Raw genomic sequence first — 16,673 nt, 5'->3', positions numbered from 1 at the left:
ATCTTTTATCTATTATTTATCGATAAGTAAAACCATGAGCGCAAACAGAAAGGCCCTATTGGCATTGTGTAAAGAAGTGGCCAGTGAATTTGATAATTGGCAATTTATCAATCAGCAATTTGTAAATCGAGCCAATAAGGGTTTGCATTGGGTCATTTATACTAATTTTCACTGCAGGCCTGGCTTTACCAGCTTTGATTATGATACCGGTGTGTATTTGCCTAAATTTACTAAATACATGGATAAAGTCTTTGAATGTAAGCACAAAAACCAATTTACATTTTTTGAGCAAAAATTAAATATACGCAATAAAAGTTTATTAAAAGATAGATGGTTCCGGCATCCTACCCCGGGCACGTTTGATGACAAAGAATTAGCAAAAGAGGAGATTCGCCGCTGGATTATTCAAGGCGAGGCTTATTTACAGCAAGCTTGGCCGGGCGCTAAAGATGACGCGACGGTACTTGCCTTAGCCAAACAAAAAGAAATTTGTTACCAACAAGGTGCCGTATTAGTCTTATTAGCAGCAAGCCAAGGTGATTTTGACTTTGCTAAACGCTTTTATGCCGGGGAAACTGAGTTATACCCTAAGACGAATTTTTATGGCAAATACCACCCTAAGCTTCAGCCCAAACTCGCAGAGCTTGAAGAGCAATGGCAACGAGAAGGTAAGCTGTTTTAACCACTTGATGGTTCTTTTTGTTATGAGTTTTTTATCCTACGTATCGCAAAATAAAGTATTTAACAGCCTACCTTGGTTAGTGTTACTGGCTATCTTTCTAACACTTGTCTTATCTGGCGCTCAGTTAACGTTTGGTTTTTTATCCCTATCAGCTGGATATGCGCTACTACTGGCTTTATTACAGCAAAATAAACTTCAGGTTTTATTTAAACTAAATGAAGAAACGGCAAGGCTACCTGCACTGGTCTGTGAAACGTTATTTTATGCTTTGTTGTTAAACCAATACGGTGGGGCAAGTAATGCCGCAGTCTCGATTTTATATATACCCATAGTGGTTGCAGCCGTTTGCCAACACAAAAAAGTGGCTTGGTTGATTTGGCTAATTGCTATCTGTGTATATAGCTTTTTATTTAGTTTATTTGATGGCCAAAGTAACGAACACGCAAACCACCATACTAATCACAACACTGTGCATCATCATATGCATCATATGGTTGATGACAAACCTGCATCAGATAATCAGGCCTTTTTTAATGAACATGTGTTAGGAATGTGGCTGACGTTTGTTTTTTCTTCCATGTTAATGAATTGGTTTTTAACGCTGCAAAGACAATGGTTACTGAACAAAGAACAGCAAATAAGTGAGTTAAAAGAAAAACAACTGCGAGATGAGCAAATTCTCGCCGTTGCGACCACTGCTGCTAATGCAGCGCATGCTCTAGCAACGCCAATTTCCGCGGCTAATTTATTGATCGATGAATTTAAACAGAGTATTGAAGAGGCTGATTTAACTCAAGCTGATCGTTTTGAATTTGAAGATTTAACCGAAGAATTAGAAGAGCAAATTAAACGCTGCCAAAACAGTGTCCAACAGATCTCCAATCAAGCGCGCTCTAACCAACCTGAAGCTCAAAAAAATGTCAATGCTGCCGACTTTATCGAGCAGGTTTATCGCACTTGGTGGGTTACTCACAACGATATTATACAAGATTTAAATATTGACCCTAAGGTCACACAAGTCCAAATTGAAATTAACTTAAACCTTGAATTATCGATAATCAATATACTTGAGAATGCCGCCAGAGCGAGCCTAGCTGAGGGGTGTGATAAGGTAAAGGTGTTGGTGAATCTCGCTCGTTATCACCAACAAGACTATATTGAAATTAATGTTTTTGATTTCGGCCAAGGTATCAATAGTAATATTTTACATAGCTTGGGTAAAAAGGCGTTAGGTGAGGATGCACAGGGTATGGGACTTGGTCTCGTGCTGGCCAATGCAACGGTTGAACGCTTAGGTGGAAAGTTGTGCATTCAAAATACTGAGCAGGGTGCGCTGACTCAATTGCGTTTACCTAAGGTAATTTAGACAATGACAAAGATGAATATTTTATTATTAGAAGATGATATCGCCTATGCAAAGGTACTGTCTAGGCAGCTTATCAGGGACGAACATCAAGTCATTCACGTAGAGACGGGTGAGCAGCTTCTCGAACAAGCTCGCCAAGATAGCTTTGATGTTTGTTTATTAGATATGAACTTAGGTATTGAGTCGAGCTTACCTTATATTGAAAAATTAAGGCAGGCACAAAAACAAGCACGCATACTTGTTGTGACAGGCTATGCGAGCATTGCTTCTACTGTTCATGCGATAAAATCTGGTGCCGATGACTATTTACCAAAACCAATTGATTATAAACAGCTCCATGCCGCAATGTTGGGTAAAAAAGTAGAGGATATTGAACATAGCGAAGGTGAGCATGCAACGACCAATATGCAAGTGCTCTCAGCAGAGCGTTTAACTTGGGAGCATATACAGCGCGTGCTAGCCCAAAACGATGGCAATATTTCAGCGACGGCGAGGCAGCTTAATATGCATCGCAGAACCTTGCAGCGAAAGTTAGCGAAAAAGCCCGTTGAGCAATAACCTTATTAAGCCATCATCGCGTTGTATAGTTCAACGCGGTTTCTGCCATTTGCTTTTGCTTGATAGAGCGCTTGGTCTGCACAGCTAATATTTTCTTCTAAACTAACTTTGTCATTACCCATGTGAACGCCAACGCTCATGGTGCATTTAAAAGATTGACCTTTAAAGTTGACCTGCAATTTTTCGATGCTCTCGCGCAGCTTTTCAGCTAGCTGAGTTGCAGACGTTAAATCAAAATCTTTGATGTAAACCAAAAACTCTTCGCCGCCCCATCTAACCAAAGCATTGTCGGATGAAAGTTGCTTTGATAAGCACTGTGCCACTTTTGCGAGCATTTTGTCCCCTAAATCATGACCGTGATCGTCATTGAAGCGTTTAAAATGGTCAATATCCATCAGCAGGTAAGTTGGCTTTTCGGGGACATCAGGTTCATTGTCTATTAAGTGATAAAAAGCATGGCGATTGAGTAAGCCGGTTAGTTGGTCGGTCTTCGCTAGTTTTTTTAGTTCTCTGAGCACTTGGCGGTGTACGCCAATCCAAGTTTGGATACCAATGCAAAGTAATACGAAGCCCGTTGTTTGCAGGGTATCTTCCACATCACTTCTAAAGTAGACGCCTTCACCGATAAACTCTTCGGCAAAATCAAAAAAGAAGCCGAGGTAACTTAAACTGGCACCAAAAAATAAAATCCAATAGACCTTAGGGAAATTGAGGTTTTCGATATAGAACATCACCGCAATACACGCTAAAAGCATGACAACTTCAGAGGTAAGTTCGAAATAGTCATCCGGCGTAAGTATCGGCGTAATAGAGGCGGTGAATAAGAAAAAAACAAAACTGCAACCAATGAGGACTAATTGATACTTGTATTTCATCAAATATTAACCTTTCAAAACAACTCCCTGTTATGTTTTACTTTACATATTGAGGGGACATTAATCTAGCTCTAAAAACGCTTTTATATCGTCTATTTGAGCCATCGCATCTTTAAAGCCTAGCTCAATTAACTCACTACAATAGGCTTTTTCAAACATTAAATAACTGACGATACTGGATTCAGAGTCTGCGCTGATGCCAAAAACCTTGAGTAGCATCTTGATGGCTTTGGGCATATCTTCGTAGTGCTTAGCCGCAATAGTATTAAAACTCTGACTGGGTTTGATCTGAAAAGTCTCAACTTTTCTTAACTTTACTTTTTTGCGCTCATCTTTATCGAGCAGCGCCATCGTTTGATTAACACGCTCTAAACGCTCTAAATCAGAGTTCAATGCTTCGTTAAAGATAGTATCGAGTAAATGACCTGTGATAGTGCCAAGACTGGGGTGATGTTGGGGTATTTGACTGCGATCTTCTTGCGAAATATCAGACATGCCAATTAAAAAAATCTTTTTGGCACCTAAATGTATAGGTGGGCTCAGTGGCGCAAGCTGGTGTACCGAGCCATCGCCGTAATAATCTTGTTGGATGTGAATACTTGGAAAAACTAAAGGAATAGCTGCCGATGCCATTAAATGTTCAGTATTAATTAAGGCTTTTTCTCCTCGTCGGTGCGAACGTCGCCAAGGTTTAATATGACGATTGGCTTGGAAAAAACACACCGCATCACCTGTGCTGTAACTCGATGCGTTGACCGATAGTGCTTTTAAATGACCGGATAAAATATTTTGGTCGATGCGTTTAAAATCTAATAACTCGTTGAGGAGTTTTCTCAAAGGCTGATTGTTAAACCAAGAATTGGCTCTTTTATTAGCATAACTGGCTTGAGTACCTGAGCCTATACCTTTACTAAGGTGCCAAAATACACCCAGCGCATCGCTTCGATAAACGCGAGATGTAGAAAAGTTTTTCCAAACCCATTCTAATTTTTTAACGCCAAGATGAAAACAAGATGCATAAACGGCCAATGCCGTTGAATTGATCGCACCTGCGGATGTGCCCGTTAAAATAGGGAAGGGAATGCGCGTGTTTCTTGGTAGGTCATGAGCAATGGCTTTGAGCACACCAACTTGATAAGCAGCACGTGCGCCCCCTCCACATAGCAGCAAAGCAATATGACCTTTGCTCTTTGTTCTCTTGGGCTTGGCTGTCTGCGTTGATTTTGTGCTTGTCATTGGTCTGCTTAAAATTCTATTTATTTAATAAAAATAGTAAGTTAGCGGTAAAATACAAATTCTAGACTAGTCTTTAATGGTTAATTTTTGATGAACGTTTGATTTTTAAGCAGCTTGTATAGATTTCAAGGTTAAGCTGAATACTTTATATGATGCAAGACTATGCAATAAGATAGAAAAACTATACAATACGTGCCATTATCGCTCGCCAGATTGCGAGCCCTTCCCATTGCGTTCACTTATGCATATTTGCAGGAGATAAGATGTTAACTCGTGACATGAACATAGCGGACTTTGATCCACAACTTTACCAAGCGATTCAAGATGAAACGACTCGTCAAGAAGAGCACATTGAATTAATCGCCTCTGAAAACTACTGTAGCCCACGTGTTTTAGAAGCCCAAGGTTCACAGTTAACAAATAAATATGCAGAAGGCTACCCGAACAAGCGTTATTACGGCGGTTGTGAGCACGTTGATATCGTTGAGCAATTAGCAATTGACCGTGCTAAAGAGTTATTCGGTGCGGTATACGCAAACGTACAGCCTCACTCAGGTTCACAAGCAAACAGCGCTGTGTTCCAAGCTTTATTACAACCGGGTGAAACGGTATTAGGCATGAGCTTAGCGCACGGTGGTCACTTAACGCACGGTGCACACGTAAGCTTTTCAGGTAAAATCTACAACGCTGTTCAGTATGGTTTAAATGAAGCAACTGGCGAAATCGATTACGATAACGTTGAAGCATTAGCACTTGAGCACAAGCCAAAAATGATCATTGCTGGTTTCTCTGCATACTCAGGTATCGTTGATTGGGCGCGTTTCCGTGAAATCGCTGATAAAGTAGGTGCATACCTTTTCGTTGATATGGCTCACGTTGCCGGTCTAATCGCTGCTGGCGTTTACCCTTCACCAATGCCATTTGCTGATGTAGTTACAACAACTACTCACAAAACATTAGCTGGTCCACGTGGTGGCTTAATCTTAACGGCTAAAGAAGACGAAACCATCCAGAAGAAATTAAACTCTGCGGTTTTCCCTGGTGGCCAAGGTGGTCCTTTATGTCACGTTATTGCAGGTAAAGCGGTTGCATTTAAAGAAGCTTTAGAGCCTGAGTTCAAAGTATACCAACAACAAGTTGTTGCTAACGCAAAAGCTATGGTTGCAGTATTACAAGAGCGCGGTTACAAAGTAGTATCTAACGGTACTGACAACCACTTGTTCTTAGTTGACTTAATCGACAAAGACATCACAGGTAAGGATGCAGATGCTGCTTTAGGTTTAGCTAACATCACTGTTAACAAAAACTCTGTACCAAATGATCCACGCTCTCCATTCGTAACTTCAGGCTTACGTATTGGTACGCCTTCTATCACGCGTCGTGGTTTCAAAGAAGCAGAAGCAAAAGAATTAGCAGGTTGGATCTGTGACGTGTTAGATAACATCGAAAGCGCAGACGTTCAAAACCAAGTTAAAGCTAAAGTATTAGAAATTTGTAAGCGCTTACCTGTATACGCTTAATTTCTGCTATTGCTAGAAATTAAAAAGGTCGCCTTGGCGGCCTTTTTTGCCATCTATACACACGTGATAACTGTGTAGAAAAAGTGTTTATTTGATTGAGAATTACCCATGCATTGTCCATTTTGTACCAACCAGGAAACAAAAGTCATTGACAGTCGTTTAGTCGGTGAGGGTTCACAAATTAGGCGAAGACGTGAATGTGCTCAATGTAATGAACGTTTTACTACCTTTGAAATGGCTGAATTAGTGATGCCAAAAGTAGTAAAAACAGACGGCACGCGCGAACCATTTAACGAAGATAAATTGCGCTCGGGTTTAAATCGCGCGTTAGAAAAGCGCCCTGTGAGCGTTGAGCAAATTGAAAGGTTAATTCATCGGGTCAAGTCTCAACTTCGTGCGACGGGTGAACGTGAACTCCCTAGTGAAATGGTGGGAAACTTATTGATGGATGGACTCAAAGAGTTAGACCAAGTGGCGTATGTGCGTTTTGCTTCAGTTTACCGTTCATTTGAAGATATTAAAGAATTTGGTGAGGCTATTGCAGGCCTTGATAAAAAGCGCTCCAAAACCAGTCATAAAAAGGGCTAAGCTTACTTAATGACGTTATCGACATTCGACTTTCAGATGATGGCTCGTGCCATCAAACTCGCTAAAAAGGCGTTATACACGACATCGCCCAACCCACGTGTGGGGTGTGTCATCACTCAAGGTGAAACGATTGTAGGTGAAGGTTACCACATTCAAGCGGGTGAACCGCACGCTGAAGTTCACGCTATGCGAGCTGCTGGCGAAAATGCTAATGGTGCAACAGCTTACGTTACGCTTGAGCCTTGTTCGCATTTCGGTCGTACACCTCCTTGTGCACTTGGTTTAATTAATGCGGGTGTCAAAAAAGTCGTGATTGGCATGACCGATCCCAACCCTAAGGTCTCTGGCCGCGGTATTAAAATGTTAAAAGATGCGGGTATTGAGGTTATTTCGGGCTGTTTAGAAACAGATGCCAAGGCGCTTAATCCTGGTTTTATCAAACGCATGCTTGTCAAAAAACCGTGGGTTCGGCTTAAAATGGCCTCAAGTTTAGATGGCCGAACGGCCATGGCATCAGGTGAAAGTCAGTGGATCACTGGTCCACAAGCTAGAGCCGATGTACAAAAATATCGAGCGATGAGCTGTGCAATACTAACAGGCTCAGGTACGGTTAATGTAGATAACCCCGCACTGGTGGTGCGAGAAGCCCAGCTTGGTTGCTCAGATTATCCACTAGATAGCATTAGGCAACCGTTACGAGTTGTCATTGATAATCAGCATAGCGTATTGGCTGAAAATGGTTTATTTAATCATACCAGTCCGGTTTTAATGGTCAGTAATAATGAAAGAGCGAGCTGGCCACATCCGCATGTTAGCAATTTGACGCTGGAACAAACCGGCCGTTATGTCGATTTAAATGAATTACTACTTGAACTGGGCAAACGTGAAATTAATGAAGTCTGGTTAGAGGCAGGGAGTGTACTTGCGGGTGCATTTATCGAGCAGAACTTAGTTGATGAGCTTATTTTGTATCAAGCGCCTAAGTTACTTGCAGAAAATACCCAAGGATTACTCAAGATAGATACACTCACAGAATTAAAACAGGCAAGCCAATGGCAGTTTCAGTCTGTGACTCAAGTGGGTAACGATTTAAAGTTGGTGTTAACACCCAATCAAGAATGCGAATAAGGTAGTGTTATGTTTACTGGCATCATAGCGTCATTAGGTTCAATAAAGGCCATTAACGCAAAATCGGGTGATTTCGAATTAGTTATCGCTGTTGGCAAGTTAGATATGTCGGATGTGCAACTAGGTGATTCAATTGCCGTTAATGGCACGTGTTTAACTGTCACGGCATTTAACCATGATGAATTTAGTGCCGATGTATCAAGCGAATCAATCAAGCGAACCAAGTTACAACAAGCCAAAACTGGCGATAAGGTCAACTTAGAAAAAGCCTGTACACCTGATACCCGTCTTGGTGGCCATATTGTCTCTGGTCATGTTGATGGTGTCGGTCAAATTATCAATGTCATTGAAAATGGCAGCGCTACCGACTATTGGGTGAGCGCACCTGATGGTTTAGCTAAATATATTGCTGAAAAAGGCTCTATCACAGTAGATGGTATTAGCTTGACGAGCAATGAAGTGAGTGGCGATGCGTTTCGTTTAACGATTATTCCGCATACCGCACAAGAAACAACCATTAAGTCATGGCAAATTGGTACTTCAGTTAATTTAGAAGTCGATGTCATTGCTAGATATTTAGAAAGACTGATGAGCTATCAAACACCTGAACAGAGTCGTCAGCAAAAAGATGATGCTATGCTAGATTTATTAGTTAAATCTGGTTTTACCAGCTAATTACAAGCAATAAAAACAACAACAAAGCTGTCTCAACTTGAGATATTTTGGATAAAGAAATGAAATTAAATACAGCCGCAGAGTTAATTGAAGATATTCGCCAAGGGAAAATGGTGATTTTGATGGACGATGAAGATAGGGAAAATGAAGGCGACCTGATTATGGCTGCTGATCACGTAACAGCAGAAGCGATCAACTTCATGGCTACTTATGGTCGTGGCTTAATTTGTATGCCTATTACACGCGAGCGCTGTGAATTATTAGATTTACCCCTGATGGCCGATAGAAACAAAGCCGCGTTTGCAACTAACTTCACCGTTTCAATTGAAGCGGCAGAGGGCGTAACAACAGGGATTTCAGCGGCTGATCGCGCTCGTACGATACAAGCTGCAGTGGCAGCGGATGCAAAAGCTGAAGATATTGTGCAGCCGGGTCATATTTTCCCATTAATGGCAGCCGAAGGTGGCGTATTAAACCGTGCAGGTCATACAGAAGCCGGTTGTGACTTGGCTAGATTGGCAGGTTGTTCACCAGCGGGTGTTATCGTTGAGATTTTAAATGAAGATGGCACGATGGCACGTCGTCCTGATTTAGAAGTCTTTGCTGAAAAACACAATATCAAAATAGGTACCATTGCTGATCTCATCGAGTATCGCAATGTGACTGAAACCACAATTGAGCGCATTGCAGAGTGTAAATTACCGACGCAATATGGCGATTTTGATCTGATTACTTTCAAAGATACGATCGATGGTCAAGTACACTTCGCACTTAAGAACACAGATATTAGTTCTGATGAGCCGACATTAGTCCGTGTACATCTTATCAATGCGTTAAATGATTTGTTTCGCTCGACAAGAGAGAACAATACAAACTGGTCGTTAGATAACTCAATGAAACGCATTGCCGAAGAAGGCGGTGTATTGGTGTTGTTAGGTAAAACGGAATCAACCAACGAGCTGCTCAATACTGTTGAACGTTTTGCCGCATTAGATCAGGGTAAGCAGTTAAAAGCTAAGCCAAATGCCGGTGCTTCTCGTAACGTGGGTGTGGGCTCACAAATACTGGCTGCCTTGGGTGTTGGTAAAATGCGTTTACTTTCTGCTAAGAAGAAATATCACGCTTTATCTGGTTTTGGTTTAGAAGTGGTTGAGTACGTAGAAAACTAATACCAGCCAGATTAGAAAAAAGTTACAACATTGGCGTGAGTTTTTTGCTAGAATGCGCGCCAATTTTCAAATAAGAAATTGAATAAAATTATTAAGGTCAGTCATGCAAGTAATCGAAGGTAAAATTTCAGCTAAAGGCAAAAAGTTTGCATTAGTAATCGCTCGTTTCAACAGCTTTGTTGTTGAGAGCTTAGTAGAAGGTGCTATTGATGCACTTAAGCGCAGCGGCGATGTAAATGATGAAGACATTACTTTAATTCGCGTTCCAGGCGCACATGAACTACCAATCGTTGCTAAAAAAGTAGCTGAGTCAGGTAAGTACGATGCAATTATCGCTTTAGGTGCGGTTATTCGCGGTGGTACGCCACACTTTGACTTTGTTGCTGGTGAAGCAAGTAAAGGTTTATCTCAAGTCGCTTTAGAGTTCACAACACCAGTTGCTTTTGGTGTGATCACTACAGAGTCAATTGAACAAGCAATTGAACGCTCTGGTACTAAAGCGGGTAACAAAGGTGCAGAAGCTGCACTGACTGCTATTGAGATGGTTAACGTTTTAGATCAAATTTAATTTTTAGGACTTAAGTTAAGTGAAAACAACACACCGCAGAAAATCGCGTGAGTTAGCTGCACAAGCTATTTATTCATGGCAAATGACAGGTAATAAAATCGATGTCGTTATCGAAGCTATGATTGAAGAAAATGATGTAAAGACCTTCGACGCGGCTTATTTTCAAAAGTTAGTAAATGGTGTTTTTGTCAATGTTGACTCAATCGATCAAGCTTATAAACCACATTTAGCGCGTTCGATGGAAGAACTTGATTTAGTTGAACAAGCGATTTTACGCGTTTCAACATTCGAATTAAGTGAATGTCATGACGTGCCATATCGTGTTGTTATCAACGAAGCTATTGAAGTTGCTAAAGTATTTGCCGCTGATGACAGCCACAAGTTTGTGAACGGTGTTTTAGATAAAGCCGTTAAGTTTATTCGTAAAGACGAAGTGGCTTCAGACAGCGAGTAATCTATTAAGATGCAAGAATTTGACGTTATAGCTCGATTCTTCAGTCATCAGAATAGCCAACAAAACGCCAGCTCTGCTGGCGTTTTGCTTGATAAGGGTGATGATTGTGCCTTATTACAACCCAGTCAGGGTAAACAGTTAGCAATTAGTACGGATACGCTTGTTGCGGATGTTCATTTTTTTGCTGATATGTCGGCTCACAGTATTGCTCACCGCGCATTAGCATCCAATTTAAGTGATCTGGCGGCAATGGGTGCCAAGCCCAAATGGTTTTCTTTAGCACTGACATTACCTTCCGTTGATGAAACTTGGTTAGCTGAATTTAGCCGGGGCTTATTCGAATTAGCTGATTTACATGGTATTTATCTGACTGGTGGTGATACGACTAAAGGGCCTCTGGCCATTAGTATTACGGTTATTGGTGAAGTTAATGGCAATACTGCACTTAAGAGAAATAATGCTAAACCGGATGATTTAATTGCCGTAACTAATCAATTGGGTGATGCGGCGGCTGCACTTCAATTTTTACCAGCAAAAAATATCTCGCAATTACCATTAGCCCAGCAAAATATTATTGCCGCTTATCAATACCCCAAACCGCAACTAGACGCGGGCCAAGCTTTATTGGGTATTGCCAATAGTGCATTGGATATCTCTGATGGATTACTGGCTGATTTACAACACATTTGTGCTGCATCGCAATTATCTGCTCAAATTTCATTAGATAAACTACCTTTGTCTGATGACCTCATTGCACAATTTGGCCAACAGCAAGCTATTCGCTATGCCGCTACAGGGGGCGATGATTACCAATTGTGTTTTACCTTCGCAAAAGACAAGCTTTGTCAGTTGACTGAAATAATGCAGCAACAAGGTATTCATTGGACTGTGATAGGTAGTATGAAACAAAGCGAGCAATCAAGGCATCAGGTTAAATGCACGCTTGACGAACAGCCGTTTGAGTTTGATCGAGCTGGCTATCAACATTTTTCAGAAGATCATTAAATAATGAAAATTAGACCCGAATTAAAGCAATTAAATTTTCTTAATCCCATTCATTTTCTTGCTTTAGGTTTTGGCAGTGGCTACGCACCTAAAGCCCCTGGTACTTTTGGTACGTTAGCCGCAATTCCCGTTGTTTATTTAGCAAGCCTTTTACCACTAACAGGCTATGTGGCGCTGACTTTTATTTTTGCCGTCATAGGCTGTTTTATTTGTGGCTATACGGCTAATGCGCTTAAAACACATGATCACCCAGCTATTGTATGGGATGAAGTGGTGGGTTTAATGATCACTTTTATTGCGATACCACTTAGCTGGCAAAATTTATTAGCTGGGTTTGTATTGTTTAGGTTTTTCGATATTTTAAAACCTTGGCCAATTAAATGGGCAGACCAAAAAGTACACGGTGGCACCGGTATTATGCTCGACGATGTATTCGCTGGTTTGATGGCTTGGTTAGTATTGTTAGTACTTATACCGTATATAAACTAATATTCTCATAAATTGCTTGGTTATGCATTTTGGATGCATTAAAATTCAAAGCTATTCCCGATAAACAGAAATAAGGTAAAGACATGACGGATAAATTTAAAATTTTTATTGATGGCGAAGCAGGAACAACTGGTTTACAAATTCGTGATCGATTAAAAAGTCATCCGCATGTTGAGGTGATCAGTATTGATCACGACAAACGCAAAGACGTTGAAGAAAAGAAAGCTATTTTAGCTCAAGCCGATATCTGTATTTTGTGTTTACCTGATGCAGCTGCCATCGAAACGGTTAAATTAGCGCAAGGGTTAGATGTGCGCTTTATTGACGCATCAACAGCGCACCGTATTGCAGATGGATGGGTTTATGGCTTAGCAGAATTATCTGAAGAACAACGCGACCTTATTGCCCAGGCTAAATATGTTTCTAATCCTGGTTGTTACCCTACAGGGGCTAACTTATTACTTAAGCCATTAATTTACAGTGGACTGTTAAAAGCCGATGCCAGAATTAACATTAATGCTGTTTCTGGTTATTCAGGTGGCGGTAATGCCTTGATCGATGCCTATGAAGGTGAACAAACACCGTCTGCTTACGCGCTATACGGTTTAAACTTCAACCATAAACACTTACCTGAAATTGTAAAATGGACGGGGCTTGAGCACACGCCTAATTTCTTCCCATCTGTCGTTAATTTAAAGCAAGGCATGGTCATTCAAATTCCACTTTCAAATGACGATGTAAAGGGCAGTGCAAGCGATTTGGCCATGGTGTTAGCTGATTACTATAAAGAACAGACCTACGTGCGTGTTCACAGTGCTGAAGAGGTACTATCAGAGACATTTTTTAATGTTGAGGGTAACGCCAACACCAACTATTGTGACCTTGCTGTTTTATCTTCTGATAATGATGACAGGCACTTACTTGTTGCTCGCCTAGATAATTTAGGTAAAGGTGCAAGCGGGGCTTGTGTTCAAAATATGAATATTATGTTGGGGCTTGAAGAGTCCATTTGTGTTGATTTAACTTAGTATTGATTGACATCATCAACTTATTTAAAACCCTAGCTTTTTGAGCTAGGGTTTTTTTATACCTAAAAAAGGAGAACAACAATGATAACCAGTATTTTTGCGGCTTTACTTGGCCTGTTATTTATAAAGTTAAGTATCAATACCATTAAATTACGCAAGAAAAATCGCGTGATTGTCGGTGACGGTGGCCACACAGCATTATCTAAAGCGATGCGTGCACATGGTAACTTTGCTGAATACACACCTTTTGCATTGGTGCTTATTTATTTGGTTGAGCAAAACTACGTAGGTAATACATGGCTGGTGATCATATTAGGTAGTTTATTGTTTTTAGGACGAATAATTCATGCATGCGGTATCAGTCAAGTGAAAGAAAATTTTCGCTTTCGCGTGGTAGGAATGGGACTGACATTTAGCGTGTTATTGACAGCGTGTGCAGTACTTTTAGTTAAGCCTTTTTTATAAGTATTTCGGCTAATTTATCGATGTTAAAAATAACTTTACTTTTTACAAAAATATGCGAAAGTGCGCGCAAAATTTTATGTTAAAAAAGCCAAGATAAAAGAATAAAAAATTCGCTTGCGATAAATCGCAATCGGCTTGTAGATGGTATTTGGAGTAGTCAGTGAAAAGTATCCCATTAGACAATTGGTCAATTGAGCGTGCGGCAGAAGTATACGGTGTGCGTGAATGGAGCGCTGGTTATTTTGATATCAATAGCGAAGGTAATTTAGTTTGTTCACTGAAATTTGATAACCAAGGTGAACCTGCTAATGGCTTACCGGCTAATGACCTAAAAAAAGTTAATGTACCTTTAACCGAAATCGTTGAAGGTTTACAGGCACGTGGTTTAGAAATGCCCGTACTACTTCGCTTTGAAAACTTACTCGATGAGCGTATCTCAAAGCTCAATCAAGCCTTTGCCAATGCCATTGAAAAGACGGGTTATAAAAACCACTATCGCGGTGTATACCCAATTAAAGTTAACCAACAAGCGCAAGTTATTGAAGAGATTGCGCGTTTTGGTTCGCGCTATCATCACGGCTTTGAGGCTGGCAGTAAAGCCGAGTTGATCATTGCCTTAGCATCACTAAATGATACCGATGCGTGCATTGTCTGTAATGGTTATAAAGATGAGGAATTCATCACACTTGGTTTACACGCAATTAAATTGGGGATTCGCTGCTTTTTTGTCATAGAAACCCCGGCTGAATTACCCATTATTATCAATTGCGCCAAAAAAATGGGTGTGCGACCACTGATTGGCACTCGCCTTAAGTTAGCGGCCAAAGTAGATGGTTACTGGAATAATGACAGCGGCGATCGCAGTATCTTTGGCTTATCTACTGCGCAATTAATGGACGTGGTCGATCAACTAAAACAAGCAGACATGCTCGATTGCTTCCAATTACTTCACTGCCACCTAGGCTCGCAAATTCCTAACATTCGCAATATTCGCGCAGGTGTCTTAGAAGCGTGCCGTTATTATGTCGACCTTATCAAAGAAGGGGTGCCATTGGGCTATCTCGATATGGGAGGCGGTTTGGCCGTCGATTATGAAGGCGCTTGTACTAACGCCACTCACAGTATGAATTATGGCTTAAACGAATACTGTGTCGATATTGTTGAAGCGATTGCTGAAACCTTAGATCAGGAGCAAATCGAACACCCGGTGATTTTAACTGAGTCGGGTAGAGCGACGGTTGCTTACTCTTCTATTTTGTTGTTTAACATTCTAGATGTTACACATTTTGAACCTGCGCCTTATCCCGAGCTGTCTTCATTACCTGAAGATACATCCGCTTCGTTAAAAGGGCTTTATGCCGTCCTTGATGTTATAGCACCACGAACCTTACAAGAGTGCTACAACGATGCAGTTCATTATCGTGATCAAGTTCGTGAAGACTTTAGCCGAGGCCAAGAAAGCCTGCGCAATCGCGCATTAGCAGAGAATTTATTCTTGGCGATTATGCAACGTATAGTTGCCGAAATGCCTAAAGTTAAGCGCATTCCAACTGAGCTCGAAAACTTGCCTGAAAGTCTTTCAGATATTTATTATGGCAACTTTAGTGTGTTCCAGTCTTTACCCGATGCATGGGCTATTGATCAGATTTTCCCTATTATGCCTATCCACAAGCTCGATCAAGCACCGACTCGCGATGCGATACTGGCTGATTTAACGTGTGACTGTGATGGCAAGATAGATACCTTCACGGTTGATGGCATAGAAAGATCGACATTACCCGTTCATGCGATTGAAAAAGGTGAAGATTACTTTATGGGCGCCTTTTTAGTGGGTGCTTATCAAGAAACCTTAGGTGACTTACACAATCTATTTGGTGATACGCATGTGGTGAGTGTACGCGTTAATGCCGATGGCAGTTTTGACTATGTACGTGAGTTAGAAGGCGATTGCATTGCTGATGTATTGAGTTATGTCGAATACTATCCTAAGTTTTTATCTGAAAGTTTCAGAAGCACAGCTGAAAAAGCGGTTAGAGCGGGGAAAATTTCACCAAAAGAGCGCCAAGTGATGTTGGCTGATTTTGCCGCGAGCCTGACTGGCTATACCTATTTTGAAAAGTAGCGAGTAAATCTACTTGCACATGTAATTTACCCATTCGGGTTTTTCTTTTTGAGGATCGATAAATGTCAAAAGTGATCATTGTTGGCGCCGGAGGCGTTGGTGGTGTGGTTGCACACAAGTGTGCACAAGTGGCAGAAGTATTTAGTGAGATTGTTTTAGCGAGCCGAACGGTGGCTAAGTGCGATAAGATTGCAGCGCAGATTGCGGCAAAGACAGGTCGTGAAGTTCGCACCGCTCAAGTGGATGCGGACAATGTGCCAGAGATGGTGGCGTTACTGAAAAAAGAACAGCCGAAGTTAGTGATAAACGTTGCGTTACCGTACCAAGATTTACATATTATGGATGCGTGTTTAGAAGCGGGCGTGCACTATTTAGATACGGCGAACTATGAGCCTGAAGATACGGCGAAGTTCGAATACCACTGGCAGTGGGCGTACCAAGAGAAGTTTGAAAAAGCCGGGTTAATGGCGCTGTTAGGCTCAGGTTTTGACCCAGGTACGACGAACGTATTTACAGCCCATATGGCAAAACATCACTTTGATGAAATCCATTATTTAGACATTGTGGATGTCAATGGCGGGGATCACGGTTACCCGTTTGCGACAAACTTCAACCCAGAGATTAACATTCGAGAGGTGACGGCCGCCTGTCGTCACTGGGAAGCCGGTGAATTTGTCGAAACACCTGCGATGAGCAAATCGGCGCAGTTTGAATGTCCAGAGAATGTGGGTACGTATGATATTTA

At 41.3% G+C, this 16,673-nt stretch carries 18 protein-coding genes; 16 read left to right on the top strand and 2 right to left on the bottom strand.

Features of this window, described 5'->3' with window-relative positions; all coding sequences use genetic code 11:
• Window positions 1-34: 34 nt before the first annotated feature.
• The 3 genes from HR060_RS09325 to HR060_RS09315 are packed head-to-tail and all read left to right on the top strand — an operon-like array spanning window position 35 to window position 2,606.
• Complete coding sequence (locus tag HR060_RS09325; protein WP_174200036.1) at window positions 35-682, top strand: hypothetical protein; 648 nt, start codon at window positions 35-37, stop codon at window positions 680-682.
• Window positions 683-704: 22 nt separating this feature from the next.
• Window positions 705-2,048: a sensor histidine kinase gene (locus tag HR060_RS09320; protein ID WP_174200035.1), complete on the top strand. Its 1,344-nt coding sequence runs from the start codon at window positions 705-707 to the stop codon at window positions 2,046-2,048.
• Between the two features lie 3 nt (window positions 2,049-2,051).
• Complete coding sequence (locus HR060_RS09315) at window positions 2,052-2,606, top strand: response regulator transcription factor (protein ID WP_246283133.1); 555 nt, start codon at window positions 2,052-2,054, stop codon at window positions 2,604-2,606.
• Window positions 2,607-2,611: 5 nt separating this feature from the next.
• Here the strand turns inward: HR060_RS09315 and HR060_RS09310 are convergent, their stop codons facing one another.
• Both HR060_RS09310 and HR060_RS09305 read right to left on the bottom strand, forming a co-directional pair.
• Window positions 2,612-3,481, bottom strand: coding sequence for a GGDEF domain-containing protein (locus HR060_RS09310; protein ID WP_174200034.1), 870 nt, complete (start codon window positions 3,479-3,481; stop codon window positions 2,612-2,614).
• A 60-nt stretch (window positions 3,482-3,541) separates the two neighbouring features.
• A complete protein-coding gene (locus HR060_RS09305) occupies window positions 3,542-4,717 on the bottom strand; it encodes a patatin-like phospholipase family protein (protein WP_174200033.1) in 1,176 nt (391 codons plus the stop codon).
• A gap of 263 nt (window positions 4,718-4,980) precedes the next feature.
• On the opposite strand from HR060_RS09305, the gene glyA reads away from it, so the two are divergent.
• The 13 genes from glyA to HR060_RS09240 form a co-directional block, all read left to right on the top strand.
• Entirely contained in the window at window positions 4,981-6,237 is a 1,257-nt protein-coding gene (gene glyA / locus HR060_RS09300) for a serine hydroxymethyltransferase (RefSeq protein WP_174200032.1), read from the top strand.
• A 108-nt stretch (window positions 6,238-6,345) separates the two neighbouring features.
• A complete protein-coding gene (gene nrdR, locus HR060_RS09295; protein WP_174200031.1) occupies window positions 6,346-6,825 on the top strand; it encodes a transcriptional regulator NrdR in 480 nt (159 codons plus the stop codon).
• 9 nt (window positions 6,826-6,834) lie between these two features.
• Complete coding sequence (ribD, locus tag HR060_RS09290; protein WP_174200030.1) at window positions 6,835-7,953, top strand: bifunctional diaminohydroxyphosphoribosylaminopyrimidine deaminase/5-amino-6-(5-phosphoribosylamino)uracil reductase RibD; 1,119 nt, start codon at window positions 6,835-6,837, stop codon at window positions 7,951-7,953.
• Window positions 7,954-7,962: 9 nt separating this feature from the next.
• The gene (locus HR060_RS09285) at window positions 7,963-8,628 is read left to right on the top strand and encodes a riboflavin synthase (protein ID WP_174200029.1); all 666 of its coding nucleotides are present in this window, start codon (window positions 7,963-7,965) and stop codon (window positions 8,626-8,628) included.
• A gap of 59 nt (window positions 8,629-8,687) precedes the next feature.
• Window positions 8,688-9,797, top strand: coding sequence for a bifunctional 3,4-dihydroxy-2-butanone-4-phosphate synthase/GTP cyclohydrolase II (ribBA, locus tag HR060_RS09280; protein ID WP_174200028.1), 1,110 nt, complete (start codon window positions 8,688-8,690; stop codon window positions 9,795-9,797).
• A gap of 103 nt (window positions 9,798-9,900) precedes the next feature.
• Window positions 9,901-10,365, top strand: a complete 465-nt coding sequence (gene ribH / locus HR060_RS09275; protein ID WP_174200027.1) for a 6,7-dimethyl-8-ribityllumazine synthase — start codon at window positions 9,901-9,903, stop codon at window positions 10,363-10,365.
• A 19-nt stretch (window positions 10,366-10,384) separates the two neighbouring features.
• Entirely contained in the window at window positions 10,385-10,819 is a 435-nt protein-coding gene (gene nusB / locus HR060_RS09270) for a transcription antitermination factor NusB (protein WP_174200026.1), read from the top strand.
• Between the two features lie 9 nt (window positions 10,820-10,828).
• A complete protein-coding gene (gene thiL, locus HR060_RS09265) occupies window positions 10,829-11,824 on the top strand; it encodes a thiamine-phosphate kinase (protein ID WP_174200025.1) in 996 nt (331 codons plus the stop codon).
• A 3-nt stretch (window positions 11,825-11,827) separates the two neighbouring features.
• Window positions 11,828-12,313, top strand: coding sequence for a phosphatidylglycerophosphatase A family protein (locus HR060_RS09260; RefSeq protein ID WP_174200024.1), 486 nt, complete (start codon window positions 11,828-11,830; stop codon window positions 12,311-12,313).
• 83 nt (window positions 12,314-12,396) lie between these two features.
• The gene (gene argC, locus HR060_RS09255; RefSeq protein ID WP_174200023.1) at window positions 12,397-13,341 is read left to right on the top strand and encodes an N-acetyl-gamma-glutamyl-phosphate reductase; all 945 of its coding nucleotides are present in this window, start codon (window positions 12,397-12,399) and stop codon (window positions 13,339-13,341) included.
• A gap of 81 nt (window positions 13,342-13,422) precedes the next feature.
• A complete protein-coding gene (locus HR060_RS09250; RefSeq protein WP_174200022.1) occupies window positions 13,423-13,806 on the top strand; it encodes an MAPEG family protein in 384 nt (127 codons plus the stop codon).
• A gap of 160 nt (window positions 13,807-13,966) precedes the next feature.
• Window positions 13,967-15,928: a biosynthetic arginine decarboxylase gene (gene speA, locus HR060_RS09245; RefSeq protein WP_174200021.1), complete on the top strand. Its 1,962-nt coding sequence runs from the start codon at window positions 13,967-13,969 to the stop codon at window positions 15,926-15,928.
• A gap of 62 nt (window positions 15,929-15,990) precedes the next feature.
• A partial coding sequence (locus HR060_RS09240) for a saccharopine dehydrogenase family protein (protein ID WP_174200020.1) occupies window positions 15,991-16,673 on the top strand: 683 nt, incomplete at its 3' end.

It is taken from the genome of Marinifaba aquimaris (genome assembly GCF_013328345.1).
GTDB lineage: Bacteria > Pseudomonadota > Gammaproteobacteria > Enterobacterales > Alteromonadaceae > Marinifaba > Marinifaba aquimaris.
Note: the sequence above shows the minus strand (reverse complement) of the source record. Positions and strands in the feature narration are given on the sequence as shown.

Coding starts and splice junctions, on each gene's coding strand:
- HR060_RS09325 (WP_174200036.1), top strand. CDS start 35: ATGAGCGCAAACAGAAAGGCCCTATTGGCATTGTGTAAAGAAGTGGCC.
- HR060_RS09320 (WP_174200035.1), top strand. CDS start 705: ATGAGTTTTTTATCCTACGTATCGCAAAATAAAGTATTTAACAGCCTA.
- HR060_RS09315 (WP_246283133.1), top strand. CDS start 2,052: ATGACAAAGATGAATATTTTATTATTAGAAGATGATATCGCCTATGCA.
- HR060_RS09310 (WP_174200034.1), bottom strand. CDS start 3,481: ATGAAATACAAGTATCAATTAGTCCTCATTGGTTGCAGTTTTGTTTTT.
- HR060_RS09305 (WP_174200033.1), bottom strand. CDS start 4,717: ATGACAAGCACAAAATCAACGCAGACAGCCAAGCCCAAGAGAACAAAG.
- glyA (WP_174200032.1), top strand. CDS start 4,981: ATGTTAACTCGTGACATGAACATAGCGGACTTTGATCCACAACTTTAC.
- nrdR (WP_174200031.1), top strand. CDS start 6,346: ATGCATTGTCCATTTTGTACCAACCAGGAAACAAAAGTCATTGACAGT.
- ribD (WP_174200030.1), top strand. CDS start 6,835: ATGACGTTATCGACATTCGACTTTCAGATGATGGCTCGTGCCATCAAA.
- HR060_RS09285 (WP_174200029.1), top strand. CDS start 7,963: ATGTTTACTGGCATCATAGCGTCATTAGGTTCAATAAAGGCCATTAAC.
- ribBA (WP_174200028.1), top strand. CDS start 8,688: ATGAAATTAAATACAGCCGCAGAGTTAATTGAAGATATTCGCCAAGGG.
- ribH (WP_174200027.1), top strand. CDS start 9,901: ATGCAAGTAATCGAAGGTAAAATTTCAGCTAAAGGCAAAAAGTTTGCA.
- thiL (WP_174200025.1), top strand. CDS start 10,829: ATGCAAGAATTTGACGTTATAGCTCGATTCTTCAGTCATCAGAATAGC.
- HR060_RS09260 (WP_174200024.1), top strand. CDS start 11,828: ATGAAAATTAGACCCGAATTAAAGCAATTAAATTTTCTTAATCCCATT.
- argC (WP_174200023.1), top strand. CDS start 12,397: ATGACGGATAAATTTAAAATTTTTATTGATGGCGAAGCAGGAACAACT.
- HR060_RS09250 (WP_174200022.1), top strand. CDS start 13,423: ATGATAACCAGTATTTTTGCGGCTTTACTTGGCCTGTTATTTATAAAG.